This window comes from Treponema denticola, from assembly GCF_024400535.1.
Classification (GTDB): Bacteria; Spirochaetota; Spirochaetia; order Treponematales; family Treponemataceae; genus Treponema_B; species Treponema_B denticola_C.
On the sequence record NZ_CP038800.1, the window covers coordinates 194,871 to 215,520 of the forward strand.

The 20,650-nt window shown below is 34.2% G+C and carries 18 protein-coding genes; 7 read left to right on the forward strand and 11 right to left on the reverse strand.

The annotated features are described in order from the left end of the window. Positions 1 to 145 precede the first annotated feature (145 nt). Positions 146 to 430 carry an oligopeptide/dipeptide ABC transporter ATP-binding protein gene (locus E4N78_RS00910; RefSeq protein WP_255812299.1) on the forward strand — a complete coding sequence of 95 codons (285 nt, stop codon included), beginning with the start codon at positions 146 to 148 and terminating at the stop codon, positions 428 to 430. Here the strand turns inward: E4N78_RS00910 and E4N78_RS00915 are convergent. The 5 genes from E4N78_RS00915 to E4N78_RS00935 form a co-directional block, all read right to left on the reverse strand. Beyond that, entirely contained in the window at positions 406 to 1,362 is a 957-nt protein-coding gene (locus E4N78_RS00915) for an ABC transporter ATP-binding protein (RefSeq protein ID WP_255811235.1), read from the reverse strand. The two genes, E4N78_RS00910 and E4N78_RS00915, sit on opposite strands and share 25 nt — an antisense overlap. Beyond that, the gene (locus tag E4N78_RS00920; RefSeq protein WP_255811236.1) at positions 1,359 to 2,336 is read right to left on the reverse strand and encodes an ABC transporter ATP-binding protein; all 978 of its coding nucleotides are present in this window, start codon (positions 2,334 to 2,336) and stop codon (positions 1,359 to 1,361) included. Before E4N78_RS00920 ends, E4N78_RS00915 begins: the two co-directional genes overlap by 4 nt. Before the next feature lie 3 nt (positions 2,337 to 2,339). Beyond that, a complete protein-coding gene (locus E4N78_RS00925; RefSeq protein WP_255811237.1) occupies positions 2,340 to 3,179 on the reverse strand; it encodes an ABC transporter permease in 840 nt (279 codons plus the stop codon). A 12-nt stretch (positions 3,180 to 3,191) separates the two neighbouring features. Continuing rightward, on the reverse strand, positions 3,192 to 4,112 hold the full coding sequence (locus tag E4N78_RS00930) for an ABC transporter permease (protein WP_255811238.1): 921 nt from the start codon (positions 4,110 to 4,112) through the stop codon (positions 3,192 to 3,194). Between the two features lie 80 nt (positions 4,113 to 4,192). Next, on the reverse strand, positions 4,193 to 5,848 hold the full coding sequence (locus E4N78_RS00935; protein WP_255811239.1) for an ABC transporter substrate-binding protein: 1,656 nt from the start codon (positions 5,846 to 5,848) through the stop codon (positions 4,193 to 4,195). A 150-nt stretch (positions 5,849 to 5,998) separates the two neighbouring features. Here E4N78_RS00935 and E4N78_RS00940 point away from each other — a divergent pair, with 150 nt between their 5' ends. Continuing rightward, a complete protein-coding gene (locus E4N78_RS00940; protein WP_255811240.1) occupies positions 5,999 to 7,015 on the forward strand; it encodes an ABC transporter substrate-binding protein in 1,017 nt (338 codons plus the stop codon). 425 nt (positions 7,016 to 7,440) lie between these two features. Here E4N78_RS00940 and E4N78_RS00945 read toward each other — a convergent pair whose 3' ends face one another. Further along, a complete protein-coding gene (locus tag E4N78_RS00945; RefSeq protein WP_255811241.1) occupies positions 7,441 to 7,794 on the reverse strand; it encodes a glycosyltransferase in 354 nt (117 codons plus the stop codon). A gap of 509 nt (positions 7,795 to 8,303) precedes the next feature. Here E4N78_RS00945 and E4N78_RS00950 point away from each other — a divergent pair. From E4N78_RS00950 to E4N78_RS00960, 3 genes are read left to right on the forward strand one after another with little or no spacing between them, the layout of a single operon-like run. Further along, on the forward strand, positions 8,304 to 9,923 hold the full coding sequence (locus tag E4N78_RS00950) for an ABC transporter permease (protein WP_255811242.1): 1,620 nt from the start codon (positions 8,304 to 8,306) through the stop codon (positions 9,921 to 9,923). Between the two features lie 22 nt (positions 9,924 to 9,945). After that, a complete protein-coding gene (locus E4N78_RS00955) occupies positions 9,946 to 10,896 on the forward strand; it encodes an ABC transporter ATP-binding protein (protein WP_255811243.1) in 951 nt (316 codons plus the stop codon). After that, positions 10,893 to 12,170: a glycosyltransferase family 4 protein gene (locus tag E4N78_RS00960; RefSeq protein ID WP_255811244.1), complete on the forward strand. Its 1,278-nt coding sequence runs from the start codon at positions 10,893 to 10,895 to the stop codon at positions 12,168 to 12,170. Before E4N78_RS00955 ends, E4N78_RS00960 begins: the two co-directional genes overlap by 4 nt. 94 nt (positions 12,171 to 12,264) lie before the next feature. Here the strand turns inward: E4N78_RS00960 and E4N78_RS00965 are convergent, their stop codons facing one another. The 4 genes from E4N78_RS00965 to E4N78_RS00980 form a co-directional block, all read right to left on the reverse strand. After that, positions 12,265 to 13,086 (reverse strand): hypothetical protein, encoded by an 822-nt coding sequence (locus E4N78_RS00965; RefSeq protein ID WP_255811245.1) that lies wholly within the window; start codon positions 13,084 to 13,086, stop codon positions 12,265 to 12,267. A 1-nt stretch (position 13,087) separates the two neighbouring features. After that, positions 13,088 to 13,789: an ABC transporter ATP-binding protein gene (locus E4N78_RS00970; RefSeq protein WP_255811246.1), complete on the reverse strand. Its 702-nt coding sequence runs from the start codon at positions 13,787 to 13,789 to the stop codon at positions 13,088 to 13,090. A 17-nt stretch (positions 13,790 to 13,806) separates the two neighbouring features. After that, the gene (locus tag E4N78_RS00975) at positions 13,807 to 14,166 is read right to left on the reverse strand and encodes a GntR family transcriptional regulator (protein ID WP_255811247.1); all 360 of its coding nucleotides are present in this window, start codon (positions 14,164 to 14,166) and stop codon (positions 13,807 to 13,809) included. A gap of 76 nt (positions 14,167 to 14,242) precedes the next feature. Then, a complete protein-coding gene (locus E4N78_RS00980; RefSeq protein WP_255811248.1) occupies positions 14,243 to 15,841 on the reverse strand; it encodes a methyl-accepting chemotaxis protein in 1,599 nt (532 codons plus the stop codon). Positions 15,842 to 15,886: 45 nt separating this feature from the next. Here E4N78_RS00980 and sbcD point away from each other — a divergent pair, with 45 nt between their 5' ends. Further along, positions 15,887 to 17,044 carry an exonuclease subunit SbcD gene (gene sbcD / locus E4N78_RS00985; RefSeq protein WP_255811249.1) on the forward strand — a complete coding sequence of 386 codons (1,158 nt, stop codon included), beginning with the start codon at positions 15,887 to 15,889 and terminating at the stop codon, positions 17,042 to 17,044. Positions 17,045 to 17,075: 31 nt separating this feature from the next. Next, positions 17,076 to 20,168, forward strand: a complete 3,093-nt coding sequence (locus E4N78_RS00990) for an AAA family ATPase (protein ID WP_255811250.1) — start codon at positions 17,076 to 17,078, stop codon at positions 20,166 to 20,168. Between the two features lie 143 nt (positions 20,169 to 20,311). Here the strand turns inward: E4N78_RS00990 and E4N78_RS00995 are convergent, their stop codons facing one another. Then, entirely contained in the window at positions 20,312 to 20,599 is a 288-nt protein-coding gene (locus E4N78_RS00995) for a type II toxin-antitoxin system RelB/DinJ family antitoxin (RefSeq protein ID WP_187419710.1), read from the reverse strand. Between the last annotated feature and the right edge of the window lie 51 nt (positions 20,600 to 20,650).

Consider the following 20,650-nt stretch of genomic DNA (forward strand, 5'->3'; position numbering starts at 1 on the left):
TGAACCTGTTTCCGCTTTGGATGTTTCAATTCAAGGACAAGTTTTAAATATGCTAAAAGATTTAAAGAAAGAATATTCTTTAACCTATTTATTTATCGGACATGACCTGCCTGTTATTTATAATATGGCGGATCGGATTGCAGTTATGTTTAAGGGCAGAATTGTAGAGATAGGCGATACAAAAACCGTGTTTAATAATATGGCACATCCTTATACAAAAGATCTTTTTGCTGCAATACCTTCCATCAAAACAAAAAACAATGCTACAGAAATAGTAAAAACAAATGAGATTCCGGAGACTCAAAACTGCTGTTATTATTATAGCCGATGCCGTTTTCGTAAAGATATTTGCAGAAGCTCTAAGCCGGAACTAAAAGAGTTAACTGAAGGGTACTCGGCAGCATGTCATAATATCGGATTAAAACAGTAAACCTCTCTTCCTTCCAATACTTGTTTTTCGGGTATGTCTTTTTGACAAATATCAAGCCCATATTTACATTTTCCGTAAAAGGGACATCCGAAAATATTTTTTTCTTTAACTGTAATTTGATCATCAGTTTCAACTGTTTTGTTAAAATCGATTTTTGGAACACTGCTCAATAAATATTGGGTATATGGATGTTTCGGATCATTGTATATGTCTTCAACTTTGCCCAATTCACATATCATTCCTTCATACATAACACAAACTCTATCTGCAATATAACGTACCACACCAAGATTGTGAGATATAAATAAATAAGTTATTTTTCTGTTTTGTTTAAGATCTATAAGTAAGTTTAAAATTTGTGCCTGTATGGATACGTCCAGGCTGGAAGTAGGCTCATCAAGAATAATAAATTCCGGTTCGACAACCAAGCTTCTAGCTATACCGATTCTTTGTCTTTGCCCTCCGGACATATTTGCAGGATATTTATATAAATAATCATCATTTAATCCTACCAATTCAAGTATTTTAGAAATATGCTTTACGGCATCCGGTTTTGAATTAATTGTCTTATATAAATTTATAGGCTCCAATAAAATATTTTTAATCTTCAACTTAGGATTTAACGATGAAAATGGGTCTTGAAAAACCATTTGAATTTTTTGCCGTATCTTGTATTTTTCTTTTTTACTTAATTTAAAAAGGTCATCTCCCTTAAAAAAAATTGTTCCAGAAGACGGCTCCACAGTTCCCAAAATTATTCTGCCCAATGTAGTTTTTCCTGAACCTGATTCTCCAACAACAGCTAAAGATTCATTTTCATATATACTCAAGTCTATATTTTTTAATGCATCTACCTTATATACCTTTCCAAATATATTTTTATTAACATAGGTCTTTGATAAATTTTTTATTGTAAATATTTCATCGTTCAATTTATATTATCTCCATTGGTATATTTTATGCATCTTACACGAGAACCATCATCAAGCGAACACAATGGTATTTGCTCTAACATACAAATATCCGATTTTTCATTACATCTAGGATAAAAAGCACACCCTCTTATTTTATCAGTTAATCTAGGAGCTGCTCCGTCTATAACATAAAGCCTTTCAACTTTTTTACCTACCCTTGGAATAGCTTTTAATAGAGCTTTTGTATATGGATGTTTAGGAAGACTAAATATATCATGAACCCTTCCGCTTTCAACTATTTGCCCTGCATACATAACATATATGTAATCGCAAATTTCCGAAGCTAATGCAAGATCATGGGAAATTAATAATATCGAAGTATCATTTTTATCTCTTAACTTTTTCATTAAATTCAATATTTGTTTTTGAACTGTAACATCTAAAGCCGTTGTAGGTTCATCTGCAATTAAAAGTTTAGGTTTTAGTATGGCAGCAATAGCTATCATTATTCTTTGGTTTATTCCGCCGGATAACTGATGAGGATAAGCGTGATATTTATCCTTTCCATCAGTCAAACCTATTTCATCAAAGATACTTAAAATTTTTTCTTTTCTCTCTTGCCGAGATAAATCGGTATGGATCTTTAGAACTTCTTCTACTTGTTTTCCTGCTCTTATTAAAGGATTTAAAGCTCTAAACGGTTCTTGAAATATAATACTCAAGTCTTCGGCACGGATTTTATTTAAAGCTTTTTTTTTCAATTTAGTTAAATCGGTATTACCCAGAAAAATTTGTCCTTCTTCTTTTATATGCGGAGGCAGAAGTCTCGCGATTGAAAGAGCTGTCATGCTTTTCCCTGATCCAGATTCACCGGCTAAGCCTACAATTTGTTTTTTATGTATAGACAAATTTAGATCATTTATCAGAATAAGCTCTCTTTTTTTTTCTAATATTTTTACAGAAAGATTTTTAACATCCAGTATTTTTTCCATAATTTATTTACCGATTTTAATATCAAAATATTTTCTAAGACTATCACCTAAAAAATTAAAACTCATTGCTATAACCAATAGTACAAATCCCGATCCTAAAGATATCCAAGGAGCATCAAATAGATAATCTTTTCCTTTTTGTATCATAATCCCTAAACTTGTACTTGGAGGTTGGGCACCAAAGCCTAAAAAACTTAAACCAGCCTCAGAAAGAATAGCAGAAGGAACACTCATAGTATATAGAACTATTAATGTTGGAAGTATGTTCGGCAAAATATGCCTTACCATTATGCTAAATGTTCCTGCTCCCATTGATTTTGCGGCTTCAATGTACAGGTTTTCTTTTAATGATATTGTTTCGGCCCTTACAACTCTTGCTATCGAAGCCCATCCGACAAGTACTAAAGCCAAAAATAAATTAAATAAACTGGCCCCTAAATTATATACTATTGCCATAGCCAAAATCATAAAAGGAAAAGATAAGATAATATCAACTATCCTCATTATTATGTTATCAGTCTTTTTACCGGCTAATCCCGAATACATTCCAATAAGAGCTCCTAATATTAAATTGATAGAGGTAGGGCCGAATCCCATCATCAAAGAAGTTCTTGTTCCAAATATAATACGTGAAAATATATCTCGGCTTAATTCATCTGTACCTAAAATGTGCGAAAAACTTGGCGCAGACAAACTATTAGATAAATCTGCTTTATAAGGATCATAAGGCGCAAAAATGGGAGCAAATACAGCAGGTATTATAACCGCTAAAAGCAAAATAAAAGAAACAAATCCTATAGGTTCTTGTTTTATAAATCCTCTAATCAATTTTTTTTCTTCCATAATAAATAAACCTTATTCATATCTTATCCGCGGATCAATAAAAGCACAAATAATATCGGCTATCAAATTTCCTATAATTATCAAACTTGTAGATAGGATAATAGTACCCTGTAAGAGCGGCATATCTCTATTTGTTAAAGCCGATATGGATAATGTTCCGATACCGGGTATAGCAAAAATACTTTCAGTAATTATAGCACCGCCTAAAAGACTTGTTACCTGTAAAAGCATTACTGTTATAACGGGCAAGATGCAATTTTTCAACTCATGGAATATTATGATTTTAAATCCTGATTGTCCTTTACTTACAGCAGTTTTTATATAATCGTTAGACAAAACATTTATCATACCGGCTCTTATCAATCTTGTAATTTGTCCGATTAAGTACATACTCAAAACAAAGGCAGGAAGAATCATATGTTTAAAACTATAAAAACCGGAAATAGGCAAAAGGTTTAGTTTATAGGATATAAAATACTGTAAGGCCATACCTATAAAAAAAGAAGGTATTGAAATATTCACAATAGAAAAAAGAGAAATTATCTTATCAATAAAGGAATCTTGTTTTAATGCAGCAATTATACCGCATGGTATGCCTATAAACCATGCTATAAAAATTGAGAATAATGTGAGCTTAGCAGTATTTGGAAATACATCAAAAATTAGTTTTGAAACACTTTGATTCATTATTATAGATTTACCCATATCACCTCTAAGTAAACCTTTTATATATTTAAAAAATTTAATATGAGCAGGATCATTTAAATGTAGTTCTTTTGTAAGTCTTTCAACTACTTCAGGATTGATTTTTTCATCAAGTAAAACTGCAATAGGATTTCCGGGTATTAAATTCATTAATACAAATGTCAATAAAATAATACCTAAAAGGATGGGAATTGTAAGCAAAATTCTTTTAAGAATATATTTTAACATAGCACCTTCTATTGAAATTTAAGACCAAGGTACAAAATGCACCTTGGTCATTTAATGTTTTTGGTTAAGATATGATTATTTTACTTGTTATAGTGCGGATCAATTTTTACCTTCCGAGTAGCACCAGACAGCCAACCTTGCCATGAAAGCTCAAAATCTTTTAATCTTGGGCTGATTACCCACTGTCCTTTTGTTGCCCCCAGAGGGAAATATAAGGCCTGTGTTTGAGTTACTTCAATCTCCAATTTTTGAAACTTATTAATTCTTTCTTGCTGATCAACCAATAAATCGGCTTGCTTAATCTCATCGCTCAGCTTAACTCTTTCTGCAGGGTAGCTATTTTTCTTGTTTTCCGGGATTACATAATCGCTGAAAAAATCGCCTAGATCAGGGGATCCTGCGGTAACAGGGCCTACACTTAGAGCATATTCACCCGTATCGGATGTCTTAATATCCCAATAAGCACCCATATCTACATTTTTGATTGTTACCTGAATTCCGATATTTTTTAACATTGACTGAATTGCTTCATTTATGGAGTGAGTATATCCGCTGGCTCCGTTTTGTAGAAGAACAAGCTCCAATCCGTTTTTATATCCGGCTTCTTCGAGCAAGTGCTTAGCTTCTTCAGGATTAAATTCAATTTTCGGCAAATTAGTTGTATATCCCGGTATCATTGGAGGAATACATCCGTTTATGATTGTTGCAGTTCCATTAAAGAAATTCTTATTTATTAAATCGCGGTCAATACCTCTTTGTATAGCCTTACGGACTCTTACATCTTTCATAGGCTCACAGTTTTCATTAAAAGCTAAATAGGTCATTCCCGGTCTATCATTTATGATCACATAGTCTTTCCACTCTTCGGAATTTACATAAGTATCATAAGCGGTTTTTGTATTGATATTTATAACATCCAACTCGCCTTTTTCAAACATCATACGGGATGTTGAGCTGTCAACATTTATTAAATATCTTATTCCGTCTATGTATGCTTTTTCACCGAAATAATTCTCATTTCGTATTAAGTTAATCTCTTGATCCTGCTTCCAATCCTTAAATTTCATATATCCTGTTCCAACGGTATATTTAGGATCAAAACCGAATAAATCTTTTCCTTCTTCTACAGCTTTTCTATTGAATATAGAAGCAGGGGCATTTGTTAAGCTTGCAAGGAATGGAGCGTATTTTTCCTTTAATGTTAGTACAACAGTGTAATCATCAATAACTTTTACTCCGCTTACATTTTTAGATTTTCCATCTAATTTATCTTCAGCTCCTTGAATTTGGGTAAATATCCAAGAATTTATTGCAGCTTCTTTAGGATCCATACATTTTTCGATAGTAAATAATACATCATCTGCTTTAAATTCTTCTCCATTATGAAATTTTACGCCTTTTCTTAGTTTAAAGGTGTAGTTTTTTCCATCCTCACTGATGTTCCAGCTTTCGGCCAAGCCCGGTATAATCTCTACAGAGCCGTTACCTGCGGGGATAGCTTCTACCAATCGCGAATAAATTTGCAAGGGAATAAAGTAGTCGGCATTCGTTTTTTGTATATCCAAAGTCTTAGGATTTTGAAACAAAGTTGCTACTAAAACATTGCCATTCGGACTTCTATATGTGTCTTTTAGTCCATTTTTAGAATTTTGAGCATCTTGTTTAGTACAAGAACTCAATATCAATACAAAAAAAATTGATACAAAAATAGGTAAGTAGAATCGTTTAATTCTCATTTTAAATCTCCTGTCTCTTGTATCTAACATAAAAATATAAAATAGTCAATATATTATGAAATTTCTCTATATATCTATTTTTTATATATATTGACTCTTTTGCAATATCATAGTATCTTGAACTATCTAATTATAATTTTGGAGGGCAAAATGAAAAAAATTATTTTTGCTGCACTATTTTTATTGCTTGCAAGCACCCTTGTGTTTGCAGCCGGTTCTTCCGAAAAAGAATCGAAGGATCTTTCGGGAAAAACATTGAATGTGGTTGCAACAAGTGCTTACAAGGAACTCTTTGATGCATTTACGGCAAAGACAAATGTAAAAGTTGAATTTCTTTCGATGTCGAGCGGAGAAGTTTTAGCAAGAACAAGGGCAGAAGGAAAATCTATGGCCGATGTTTGGTTCGGAGGCGGACTTGATGCTTTTATGGCTGCAAAGACCGACGGACTTTTGGAAAACTATGTTTCTCCCAACGCAAAAGATATTCCGGCTCGATATAAGGACCCTGACGGAGCTTGGATTGCAAAAGGAATTACCGTTGTAGGCTTTATCGGAAATAAGGATGTCTTAGCCGAGAAAAAACTTCCCATGCCTAAAACATGGGCAGAGCTTGCCGGTCCCAAATATAAGGGAGAAGTTATTATGAGCGATCCTGCAATTTCAGGTACAAGCTATGGAGCAGTAAAAGGCCTGCTCGATCTTTTCGGTGAAGAAAAAGGCTGGGCTTATTGGGAAAAGTTAAACGCAAATATTCCTTTTTTGGGAAAGAGAGGAAAGGATCCGCAAGAAAAAACAGCTCAAGGCGAATTTGCAGTGGGCATTATTCCTGCCGACGGAAAGGCTTTTAAACTTGCCGACGATAAAAACTTAACTGTAGTATATCCCGAAGACGGAATTCCGTGGGTGCCGGAAGGAACAGCTATCTTTAAATCATGTCCGAATCTTGATGCGGCAAAGGCTTTTATCGACTTTATGCTTACAAAAGAAGCTCAGGAAATTATCGCAAGGCTTGATGGAAAAGATTCCGCTCAAATTGTAAAGCCGGGCATTAAGGGGCTTTCATTAGGCTTGCCGAAAGATAAACTTATAAAGGAAGATTTAAGCAGCTTTGGAAAAGACAGGCAAAGAATCTTAGATAAATTTGCTTCGTTAAGACCGAAAAACTAAAACAAATGCTAATCACCGGTTTAATATAAAAATCGGTGATTAGTTTTTTTATAAAATACCTTTGTTCGATGCATTTATTTTGATTTCAGAATTTTTTATAATTCTTTTCAAGCTATAGCCGTATTTTTACTTATTTTTATTTTATTCATATTATTTTAGATACCAATTTATCTTTTGAACAAAATACGCAAGTACCCGTTTGCTTTTGTATTTTATTTTGTATAGACAGCATTCTAGTAATGCTGTTTACTTGCTGCCTAGGAAAAACCTTACATTTTTCCGACAAGCAATCATCACAAATGCAAGACTCTTTTTTTAAAAAATTAATTATCCTATCTGAATTGGTCATCATTTCTCTCCTTAGTTTGATATTATAATAAGGCTTTTAAAATCAGGAACATCTTTCAAAAGCCTTGCTTTAATTATTATTTTTTCTTATACACTTCCCAGCCAGCTCCATTAGCGGTTATTATTTTATATACATAATACTCTTCTCCCGGTTTTTCTGGAGCCGTAAGCTTATACCATTTTTTTTCTTCTGCATGTGCTCTTTCTGCATATCTGAAAACTGCCATTCTTTCTTTAGATGTTACACCTAATTTCTCAATTTTATTCATAGATGGAGCTTTCTCTAGCTCTACCATTTCCCAGTTTATAGATGTATCCTCTTTTCCAAAAAATGAATCTCTTAGAAATGAGACACAACCTGAAAATAAAATTGCAGAACATAGTAAAACAACAATTATACTAAGTGTTGAAGCCAATTTATTTTGTTTCATTTTATCCTTCCTTCTTGCAAACTTTTATTGCAATTCAATTTTTTATCTAAAAATGTTGATCGGTTCCGTTACCGGTCATCCGTAGTCCGGTCAATCAAACATAGTTTAGCAGAATTTTTACTACTAGTATTTATTAATAGAGCAAAATGTGTTTTAACTTCTTTTGGATCTTCTTTCGATTTAATTTTATAAAGAAAATTTCTTTTATGAGAAAAACAATAATGTAAAAAGCTATTCGTTAGAGATATTATAGTTAATAGAGAAAATAGGGGGGGGGTAAACTAAGGCTAACATTTTTCTCTACTTTTTTAATAAGCAAATTTGATTTTTGAGAAAAATAAAATTGAAAATAAGCTAAAAATCTCCCAAGCATATGTCCATATTAAGCCAAAACTTAGAATCTGTCAAGCCTGCACAAATAGGGTTTCCCATATCAATCACCTAAAATTTATTCCATACCATATACTAGTAAATTTATTAAAAATAATATAGACTTATAGGCTGATTTAATGAAACGGCAACTTAAAAGAAATTATAACGGCCTTATCGACTATATCCTCATAATAAGCTTAATTTTAGGTATTTTTATATTTATAGCTATGCCTTTTTTTTATGTATTTAAAGAAAGTCTTGTTATAAACGGGAGTCTTAGCTTTGAGCTTTTTAAAGATGTTTTTAAAAATCATCTTCATCTTTTGAAAAATTCCTTATCGGTAGGACTTTATACGACGGTTTTAACGGCAATCGCAGGGATAAGCACAGCCTTGTTTTCTTATATGATGCCTAAAAAAATAAAACGCCTGATTTTTTTAATTTTAGCTGTAACGATGATAAGCCCGCCCTTTGTAACAGCCCTCAGTTATATAAACCTCTTTGGAAGGAGGGGACTTGTTTCTTATTATCTTTTAGGTATTTCAAAAAGTCCGTACGGAATTACCGGCATTGTGTTGATGCAGTCTTTAAGTAATTTTTCTTTAGCGGCTTTAATCTTAATCGGGTTTTTAAATAATTTGGATAGATCTCAATTGGATAGTGCCCGCAACCTCGGAGCAAAGACAAACCGCCTGATTATCGATATAATTCTTCCCGTTCTTTTTCCTGCAATCAAATCGGTTATGCTCTTAACTTTTTTGCGAAGTTTGTCGGATTTCGGAACGCCCGCAATCATAGGAGGCTCTTTTAATGTGCTTGCAACCGAAAGCTATTTTGCGGTAATAGCTCAAGGCAATTTGGGAAAGGCTTCCGCAATAAATGTACTTCTTTTAATTCCTGCAATTATTATTTTTATTCTTTATCAAAAAAGTTTTAAAAATATTTCCATATCGTCACACGGTACGGCCTCGTCGGAAATTGAAATAAAAAGGCAAGGAACCCTTTTTTATCTTATAAGCATAATTGCCGTTTTCTTTTTATTATGGATAAGCATTCAATATTCTTCTATTATATTTTCTGCATTTACAAAAATAAAAAAGGGGAAAATGATTTTTACCTTTGCAAATATTTTAGAAACAAGAGATCATATTACAAGCACGGTTATAAGAAGTATAGCCTACAGTCTTATCGCTGCAGTAGGAGGCAGCATAATCGGTTTACTTATCGCTTATTATAAACAAATAAGAAAAATAAAGATAATGCAGGCTGTAGATTTTGCCGCAACTCTTCCCTATATAATTCCGGGAACTTTTTTCGGGCTCGGGTATTTATTGGCCTTTAATTCAAAACCATTAATGCTTACAGGAACGGCAGCAATAGTTGTTTTAAATATACTATTTAAACAACTGCCATTTTCTACAAAGATAGGGAATGCTGCAATGGAAGAAATCAATATCGACACTTTAAATTCAATCAGAGATTTAGGCGGTAAAAGAATAAATGAAATCACCGATGCAGTTATTCCTTTAAGTAAAAATGCTTTGGTCGTTTCTTTTATCAACGGATTTACAACGACGATGACTACAATAGGTTCAATTATTTTTTTAGTATACCCGAGTCAAAAAATTTTAACCCTTGTTATGTTCGATGTAATTCAAAGCGGTTATTATGAAATAGGTTCCGTAATTGCCTTGCTTATAATTATAATTTGTTTAATTGTAAATTTAATTTACTTTTTAGTTTTAAAGAAAAAATAATTTTTAAAAGGCCGGAGGTTTTATGTATTTGGAATTAACAAACCTAACAAAAACATATAAAGAAAAAAATGCGGTAAAAAATATAAACTTTAATCTTGAAAAAGGAAAGCTCCTCTGTCTTTTAGGACCGTCCGGCTGCGGAAAAAGTACGGTATTAAAATCGATAGGAGGTTTTTTAAAACCTGATAACGGAAAAATAATTCTTGACGGTAAAGAAATTACAAATGATCCGCCTGAAAATAGAAATGTTTCTACCGTTTTTCAATCCTATGGACTTTTTCCTCACATGAATGTTTTATCGAATATTATTTACGGTTTAAAATTTAAAAAGATGCCTAAGGCTGAACGGTTTGAAGCCGGAATGAAGATGATAAAAACGATGGGCTTATCGGGTTATGAAAAAAAACATATAAGCGAACTTTCAGGCGGAGAACAGCAGAGAGTTGCTCTTGCACGCAGTTTGATTATAAGGCCTAAGCTTCTTTTGTTGGACGAGCCTTTAAGCAACTTGGATGCAAAGCTTAGAATCAATATGCGTAAAGAAATAAAACAAATTCAAAAAGAATTCAATATCACTACAATTTTTGTTACCCACGATCAAAGCGAAGCATTTGAAATTGCCGATAAAATTATTTTGATGAACAATGGAGAAATTATTCAGGAAGGAACGGCCGAATCTCTTTATAATCAACCTGCAAGCGAATTTACTCTTGACTTTATCGGTGCAAACAATAAAATAGAAAATTCATATATCAGACCTGAAAAGATAAAAGTATTTAAATCCTTACCGGAAGAAGATACGGAAGATTTTGAAGAAGCCCAAATTATCAATATTATTTTTAAGGGAGAAATAATAGAATTATTTCTTAAATCTAAAGAAAAAGAATTAAAGGCTATTGTTTTAAACAATGACTTCAATTATCAAAAGAATGAAAAAGTCTACATCTCTTATATAAAGGAGAATTTAAATTGAAGATACTTCACTGTCTTGCACAACTACCGATGAAAACAGGAAGCGGGGTTTATTTTAGCACCCTCGTCGAAGGAATGATAAAAAAAGGACATGAAAATGCGGTTCTTTACGGCACACAGCTTCCCTTTGCCGAAAAAACTTTTAATGAATCTTTACCCGATAAATTACAGGGAAGCGTAAAAGAATATCCCATCAAATTTTTATCCGATTATGTGCAAGGAGAAAAAACCGTTTTTAATGCAGACCTCCCTTTCCCGATTGCAGGAATGAGCGACATAATGCCCTATACTTCAACCGTTTATTCCGAAATGAATGATGAGATGTATCAAAAATGGATTTCGGTTTTTGGAAAAACTCTTCTCCGTGCAAGAGAAGAATTTAATCCCGATGTCATTATAAGTCATCATCTTTTTATTTTAACCTCTTTGGTAAAAAAAATATTTTCCGGCAAAAAAATAATAGGCATAAGTCACGGTACGGATATAAGGCAAATTAAAAAAAATCCTTGGATAAAGACACGGTACATACAAAACTTGGACAAGCTCGATTTATATTTTACCGTGAGCCCTAAGGATATTGCCGAAGTAGAAACTATTTTTTCGGCACGACCCGAAAAAATTAAATTGGCAGGAGGAGGCTTTAACCCCGATATTTTTAATGATAAGGATAGACATATCTTTGACGGAACATTCAAGCTTTGCTATGCAGGAAAGATATCCGATTCAAAGGGAGTGTTTGAACTTGCAAAAACCCTTCCGCTTATTTTAAAAAAATATCCTAATACGGAATTAACTTTAATTGGAAATGCAAGTGAAGAACAAAAAAACATTCTTTTTAAAAACGCAGACTGCAGCGAAAATTTAAAAATAGTAAATGCTTCATCTCAAATATGTATGTGTAAAATTTTAAAACAAAACGATATTTTTATTTTGCCTTCATACTATGAAGCCTTAGGTCTTGTCGCCGTTGAAGCCTTAGCCTGCGGCCTTTTTACGGTTACGACAGAAATTGAAGGTCTTATAAACCTCCTAGGCGAAAAAATCAACACAAGCGGCATTATCGAATTTGTCAAACTTCCTCGCATCTATGATGTAGACAAAGCATACGAAGAAGATAAGCCCGCCTTTGTCGCAGCCCTTGCCGAAAAAATCATGCTTCAAATGGAAAGACTTAAATCTCAAAAAGATTTTTATTCCCCTGTTTCAGCAGAAATAAAAAAACATTCTTGGGACAGCATCATAGATAGGGTTGAGGTGGAGATATCGGGTATTTAAATTTTTTTACTTTCATGTAAAATACTCTTTTTTTGATGCGGCACCGGTATCAAGAATTAAAATTAAAATTCTCTATCCCCATGCCGCATTTAAATTATAACTCAACCTTTTTATCGAATAACCAACTTGTAGCCGCAAAAAAACCGGCTGAAATAAGCATGGTCATAATTATTGTAACCAAATGAACCGGCATCGGCTGGATATTTACAAAGGCATCATATTGGGAAGACATAAGTCTTAGGTCTATGTATTGCACAAGATCCCACCTTGTACTTAAATAAGTTCCTAAGGCTATTATTCGTTCAAAAATTAAGATAAAAAGAATTACTGCAATAATTTGAGCTGCCATCTTTTTTCTTATAAAAGAACGCGTCAGAGCCTTAACAAACATAAAAGCCGTTCCCACAAGTAAAAATGATGAAACCAATAATAAAACGCCGTAAAGAAAGGGAAGAAAATTCTGTGCAAATATTTGATAGAATATATCTCCCAAAACCGATATAAGATTTTGTCCGGCAGTTCCATAAAAAACGGCTTGCTGGGCTCCTATTATTATAAAAAATATACATGCAATCAGAGCATATATTAAATATTCCACAAAACCTGCGAGAATTCTGCCTCCCAGTATGGCTTCGCTTCTTATAGGAATGGTAAGCATAAGGTAGTTGGTGTCCTTGTACAAAAGCTCATCTATATGCCCGTTGCTGCATGTAAAAAACATTACGAGTGGTATAAAGGCAAGGGCAAAAAAAGTTAAGCCAAGCCAAAGATTTCCCGTTGTTCCCATTGTCCCAAGAGGAGTTTTAAAAATACCTAATAGAACCATTGAACCGATCGCCAATACGGCCATAGTTCCGCTTAAAATCAAAATAGTATTCAGCCTTCGCCTTATTTCATATTTAAAAATTCTTCCCATTTTATGCTCCAAAAACATCAAGATAGATTTGATAAATAGATTTGCCTCTTGTAGTACGCAAATCTTCCGCATCGCCTTCCAAAACAATCTCGCCATCTTTTAAAAAGGCTACGTCGTTAAACACATGCTCTATATCCGAAACCAGATGAGTTGTAATTAGGATCGCACTTTCTTCGGTCCATGTTTTGATTATAGTTTTAATAATCTGCTCTCTGGCTACAGGGTCGGTGCCTCCCAGCGGTTCATCCAAAATATAAAGCTTTGAAGCCCTCGAAAAGGTAAGGCTTAAATTAAGTTTTTCGATCATACCTTTCGACATAGTTTTTACGGTTTGCTTGGGCTCCAGCTTCATAAATTTAAGCATTTCCAAGGCCTTGTTTTTATCAAAATCTTCAAAAAAATCGGCATAGAAATTAATAGCATCTGCCGAGGACATCCAAGGATATACGACATTTTTATCCGGCAAAAAGGCTACAATCTTTTTTGTATCGATGCCGAATTCTTTTCCGCATACCTTAAAATTGCCGGAGGTCGGTTTTATAAGACCTGCAATTATTTTTAAAAATGTTGTTTTTCCTGAACCGTTAGGTCCCAAAAGACCGTAGATTCTTCCGCTTTCTACCTTGAGACTGACATCATAAAGAGCCGTCTTTTTTCCCAAGTATGTTTTTTTTAAGTGCTCCGTTTCAAGTATTATACTCATTTTTTTCTCCAAAAAAATTATTCTATTTTTGCCTTTATAGACGCCATTATTTGCTCATTAGAAAATTTTAGATTCCTCAGGCCTTCGATGGCCGGCAAGATAATCTGATCTGCCATCTCGTCCGTTAATTTTCTTACCAAATCGGGCTCATTTACAACAAAACTGCCCAGGCCCCGCTTTGATTCCGTTATGCCTTCACTTTCAAGCTGCTTATATACCCTAAACATAGTATTCGGGTTTACATCCATCTCAACGGACATATCGCTCATTGAAGGAATTTTATCCCCGGGTTTAAGCTCTCCATAGACAATTTTACATTTTATTTTTTCAACTATTTGTAAATATATTGGACGATTTTGATCATATACAACTTTCACAAAAAAGAACCTCCAAAACACAATGAATTTGAGCAATTTAAAATTACTCTTCTATCTGTCTATAATACTATAATTGTTAAATTGTGTCAAGGCCTTTTAAAACATTGTCTGTTTTTTGGAAGGTTTGAATCATTCTATCCGAAAAATTCATAACGGTTGTATAAACTTGATTTGTTTTTATATTTATATCGTTAAAGGCCTTATCCAGATCCTCGCTGCTCTTTGCCATAAATGAAATATTTTTTACCACCTCAATTACAGTTTTTCCTATTCCGGCAGAGCTTTCGATTGAAGCGGCTGCCAAGCGTCCCAATTCTTCGGCTACAACGGCAAAACCCTTTCCTGCATCTCCGGCATGGGCAGCTTCAATGGCGGCATTCATACTAAGCATCTTTGTCTGCTCTGCAATACCGGCTATAACCTCCGCCATTTCCTGTATATCCGAAATGTTCTGATTTATATGGACGATTTTTTCGTAAGTAGACTTAAAAAGCTTATGCCCGCCCTGAAAAGTATCTACAAGTTCTTGTGCAGCCTGAGCATCTTCTTGAGCTTCGGCAGCCTCCATCTGTATATCGGCCAAAAATGATTTTACCGTTTCGCATTTTTCGCCTTTTTTTTCGTCGTTTTGTTTAAAAGAGTCTTGCAAGTCCTTATATGATGAAGCCAGCTCCCTATGTTTTTCTTGCAGTTCATTATAAGCCGAATTTAACTCATCAGACATTTCTTTTAATCTTGTATACTCTTTTTGAAGCTTAAGATAAACAGGCGAGCTTTCTATAGAAGCAGGCGATTCTTCTATGCGGGAAGGGGCAGTTTCAGCATAAGAGCCTTGCACCATAACCGGCTGCTGAAGTTTTTTTTCTTGTATCTTAGACTGAGCGGTATTTGGCAAATCTGTGTTTACTAAAACGGCGCTTACCGAAGCACTGCTTATCAAATCCGGTTTCTCCAATGTACTTCTTGCCGGAGCGGCATTTACTGAAATGGAGCTTACTGAATCTGTATTTAGGCCGGAGCTTTGTACCTCGGTTTTGGGCCCGACATGGAGCCTGAGCTTTGCTTTTTTAGCCCTTTCTCTTTCGATATAAATTTTGTATACAATTGAAGAAACAAGCCATGTTAAAAATACGCCTATACCCCATGCTAAAACAATCAATAAGACGGCAAGAGTCTTAGCCCTTTTTTCCTGTTTTGTAAATCCATCCTTATATTCCTTTTTAAGCCTTTCAAAGCTTTTTTGAACGGCCTCAAATTCCTTTAAAACAGGCAAAAAAGGTTTTGCTGAAGAATCCCCGGTAAGTTCAAATTCCTGTCTCCAAGCTTCTATACTTTTAAACAGCTTATTATTTGAGTTTTCATAATCATTATATGCAAAGTTTAAGCCGGAATCGTTTTTGTCGGCAGCTGAAAGTTTTTTTAAATTTTCAAAAGAATTAATAGTTTCTTTTATCCTTGCGTTAAGATTTTGAACCGAAAATTCCCCATCCTTGCTTGCAGTCCTGTACATATCCGCCTTTAAACTTACAAGATAAAACCTGTACTCAAGCAGATAATCCGTCTTAAGCTGAAAATCGGACGAAGGCTTTGCAGCAATAAAAAAAGCCGCCCCGCCGATACCTAAGGCCAAAGCAATACCGCATAAAGAAAAAACGATTTTTATGTAATTTTTCATTCCAATGTCCTTTACATAATTCTTAAATACACATACATTAGATGTATGAAAATTTTGCATACAGCCGATTTGCATTTAGGTAAAAACCTGTACGAAACTTCACAGTCTGAAAGACAAAAAAAAATGCTCTCGGATCTTCACAATATCCTTATTGAAGATAATTATGCTGCACTGATTATTGCAGGCGACATATATGACCGCTCCGTACCTCCTGCAGAATATGTAGCTATCTTCGACTCATTTTTATCAGCCCTTCATCGGGATTGTCCTAATACAGCCGTTTTTATTATACCCGGAAACCATGACTCAGCTGAAAGGCTATCGTTCGGATCTCAACTTTTAAAATCAAGTAATATCCACATCGCCTCCGGAACAGGCAAACTATGCACACCTATCATTATAGCACAAAATGGAGAAAAAGTTCAATTTTTTTTGATGCCTTTTTTACATTTAGGATCCTTTTTTGACGAAACAGGGGAAAGTTTAAACTTAAACTCTCAATCCGAGATGGCCCAAGAAGCCTCCCGCCGTTTAAAAGAGGCCGTAGACCCCTTAATGCCTGCGGTTTTGGCAGCCCATCTTTTTACCTTAAACGGAGAAAGCTCCTCATCTGAAAGAGCTTTTTTAGGCACTGCGGAATATGTTTCACCTGCTCTATTCGATTTTTTTACCTATACGGCCTTGGGACACTTACACAAAATGCAGAAAGTTACCGATAGGATGTACTATTCGGGAGCTCCCCTTACATACGCCTTTGATGAATGTTCAACCGAAAAGGTTGTTCTATCCATAGACATCGACTGTAAAACTCAAGGCTTTCCTATAAGCGTAGAAAAAATTCCTATTAAGCCCTTACGGAAGATGACAAGGCTTGAGGGAACATTTTTTGATTTTTTTAATACCTGCAAATTCGATGCCTATAAAAACGATTTTTTAGAAATAAAATTAATAGGCGATACGCTTATTCAAAGCCCCATGAGCCTCTTACAGCAAAAATTTCCATATCTTTTAAATTTACACCAAGAAGCGATAGCGGCAGAATTAAAAGATGAGAGCGAAAATCATATCTTAAACAAAAATATAGAAGACACAGAGGTGATTTTTGAAAATTTTATGCTCTTTGAAGAAGCAATAGATGAAAAACCTTCGGCAAAAAAACAAGAGCTTTTTAAAAAAATTTGCCAAGAAATATCCCAAATATAAAGGGATAAAAATACATGAACGGAGGAACAAGATGAAGCCTGAAATTTTAAAGCTGACCAATATAGGCCCCTTTAGAGGAACTCACACAATAGATTTTAGTCTTTTAGACTCCATTTTTTTGGTATATGGAAAAACCGGAGCAGGAAAAACCACCATATTTGATGCAATCTCTTATGCCTTTTATTCAAAACCTCTGGGATGCCGCTCCCAGATTACAAGAAGCCTTCGAAGTCAATTTGCGCCTGATGATGAACCGGCTGAAGTAGAACTTATCTTTAAAATGGGAAATTCCAAATACAAGATTTTTAGACGCCTCCCTTTTTTACGCCCGGGAAAGAAAAATGAAATTCCTGAAGAATCTGCCCTTTCCGAATGGGACGGTAAAACATGGAAAAATTTAAGCTCTACCAATAAGCGGGATACCGATAAAAAAATATTGAATATAATAAACTTAAACGAAAAGGAATTTTCAAGAATTGTTTTACTCCCTCAAGGAGAATTTGCATCTTTTTTACGGGAAAACTCAAATCAAAAAAAAGAAACTCTTGCAGAGCTATTTCCCATATCCAGATACAGTCAAATAATGGAAACTCTAAAAGAAAGAGAAAAAGAAGAAATTTATAAAATAAAAACTGCTGAAGCTTCATTAGAAGCCTTAGGAAAAGAATTTGATACCGATTCTTATCAGGAAAAAAAAGAAAGTCTTGAAAAAGAGATTGCCTTTATCAAAAAAAATTACAGTCAAATTTCCGAGAAAATTAAAACAAAGGCTGAGGCAAAAGAACAAGCAAAAATGCTTAAAAAAAAGAAGGAAGAGTTTGAAGAGATAAAAACAAAATTACAAACTCTTAACTCTCAAAAAAATGATATTGCGTCAATGGAAGAGCTTATAGAAAAAGCACGCCGAGCTTCATCGTTATCCGCTCTTGCAGACTCGGTAAATAAACTTAACACAAATATTTATGAGGCAAAAACCGATATCGAAAATAAAATAAAAGATTTAAATGGCGTATCCGATGTTTTAAATTCCCTTAAAATGGAAAAAAAAGACATCGAAGCCGAAAAAGGAAAAAATGCTGCATTAAAGCAAAATATGGATCGTCTAAAAAGAGCCGCCGATATATATAAAGAAATAGAAGAAAAAACTTACGAAAAAAAAGGCCTTAGTCTACAAAAAAAAGAAAATACGGAAAAGCTTACTCAAGCAGAAAAAAACGAAAAAGATCTAAAAGATAAAATCAACGATTATCTTTTGATAATCAACGAACTTGATAAAAGAAAAGAAAGAGCCGACCTCTCATCTAAAAAGCTGTCCTATCTACAAAGACTTTTTGAAATTGTTTTAAAAAAAGAAAAGGCAGCCAAGTTATATGCTACCCATAAGGCGGCAGCCGAAAAAAACTATAATGATTTACAGCTGATTTTAAAGGACATAGAAATAGAAAAAGAACTTTTTGAAAAACTAAAAAAAGGAAAAAAGGACTTTGAGTTAAATCAAGAAGCAGCAGCCATTGCCGTTCACCTAAAAGACGGAGAGCCATGCCCTGTCTGCGGTTCTATTCATCATCCCAAACCGGCAATCGAAAACGCTGAAAGTATATTTTCATTGGAAGACAAAATACAAAAATGCGAAAGAAGCATCGAAAAATTTTTACATGAAAAAGATATTTTAAACAACAATCTTACGGCCCGCAATACCGATGCAGATTGGCAAAAAATTCAACTTACCGAGCTTGAACAATCCTTTATAAAACTCAATGAAGAGTTTAAAGATCAAGCCTTTATTTTTGATAAAATGCCCGCCGGAAATGAAATAGAAGCCTTAAAGCCTCAAGCAGCTAAAGAGGCAGAACAAGACTCTATTCTTTTAAAGGAAGCTCAAACGGCAAATACATTCAAAATAGATTTAGAGCAAAAACTTTCAACAGTTCAAAATCAAAAAGAACTGCATAGGGCTGCACTTACAAATATTAAAATAAAAGAAACCGAAATAAATACAATATTGCATGAAAAGAAAAAACAATATGAGGAAGCCTTTATCCCTCTTCCAGATAATATCAAAAAAGAAAATATAGACGATACAATCGAAAGCTGTAAAGAAATGATTTTAGCCTCAGATCGAAAAATAAGCGGTTATGACGAGAAGGTACAAGAAAATAATAAACTCCATACAAAAATTGAAACGGAGCTTATCGGCAAACAAGAGCAGTTACAAAAATGGGAAAAATCTTTATCGGTTGAAGAAAAGACTTTAAATGAAGGAATGGAGCGCAAAGGATTCTCTTCAATCGATGAGCTCCTAAATTCCATTTTATCCGATGAAAAAATAGAAAACCTTGAAGATACGGTCATAAAATTCAAAGAGGAAAAAATAACATTAGAACACTCGGCAGCGGGTTTGGAAAAAGACCTTGAAGGTAAAGAATTTGTCCCGCCCGAAACGATAGAAGATGAAATACAAATTTTACAAAAAAATCTTGATGAAGAAAGAGACCGCCTAACGGAAATAAAAAGTGAGTCCGACAAGTTAAATCATCTTTTTGAACAAAGGCAGAAACTTTTAATCGATTTAAAGCAAAGAACGGAGGAAGCAAAATTAATCACCGAGCTTTCATCCGGCTTAAACGGAAACAATAAATATAAACTTAAATTCGATATCTGGATTCTATCGGCTTTTTTGCGTGAAATAATTATTTATGCAAACCGCCGGCTTGAACGGATGAGCGGAGGACGCTATGTCTTAAAAATAAGCAAAGAAGTTTCAGGGAATAACCTTTCAGGTCTGGATATGGAAATTTATGATGCCTATACCGGAGGGATACGGCCTACAGCCAGTTTATCTGGCGGCGAAACATTTATGGTATCTATAAGCCTTGCCCTTGGCCTTGCAGACTCCATTCAGACAAGGAGCGGGGGTATAAGGCTGGATTCAATGTTTATAGATGAAGGCTTCGGGACTCTTGATGAAGCAAGTCTTGAAAACGCTATAAGCATCCTAGACGAAGTTAGAGGCAACCGTTTAGTCGGAATAATCTCTCATGTAAGCGAACTAAAAAACCGAATCCCTCAAAAAATTGAAGTAGAAAAAAATGCCAACGGTTCAAGTATAAATATAAAGTTTTAAGTGAAAAGTGCGGTGTTAGACGTTACTTTAATTTTTTTCAAGTATATCCATTAATTTAGCCGGTGTTACTATAAAATATTTTTCAGGAAAATGTTTTCCATTCCCTGTAACCAAAACATTTGTATCAATAACAACATATTTTTTCATTTGCCGAATACCTGTTTTCTCGTTTCAGCAATTTCTGCATTTATTTCTTCAAGCGACATTTCCGGAACATTATTGTCTTGAATACTTTTTCGAACTTGATCATATATTTTCCATCTGGTATTTTCTTCTCGTAATTCAAACGGTAATCCTCCCACAGCAATACTTTTCTTGAAAAAAATTCTTATTGCAGTCGGTAAATCCAACCCTAAATTTTCATATATTCTTGAAACATCTTCTTTAATTTCGGAATCGACTTTTAGCTGTACTAATGTTGCATTTGCCATAAAAATCTCCATATCTATGCATACTTCAGTATTATTATAGCATTGTTTTTT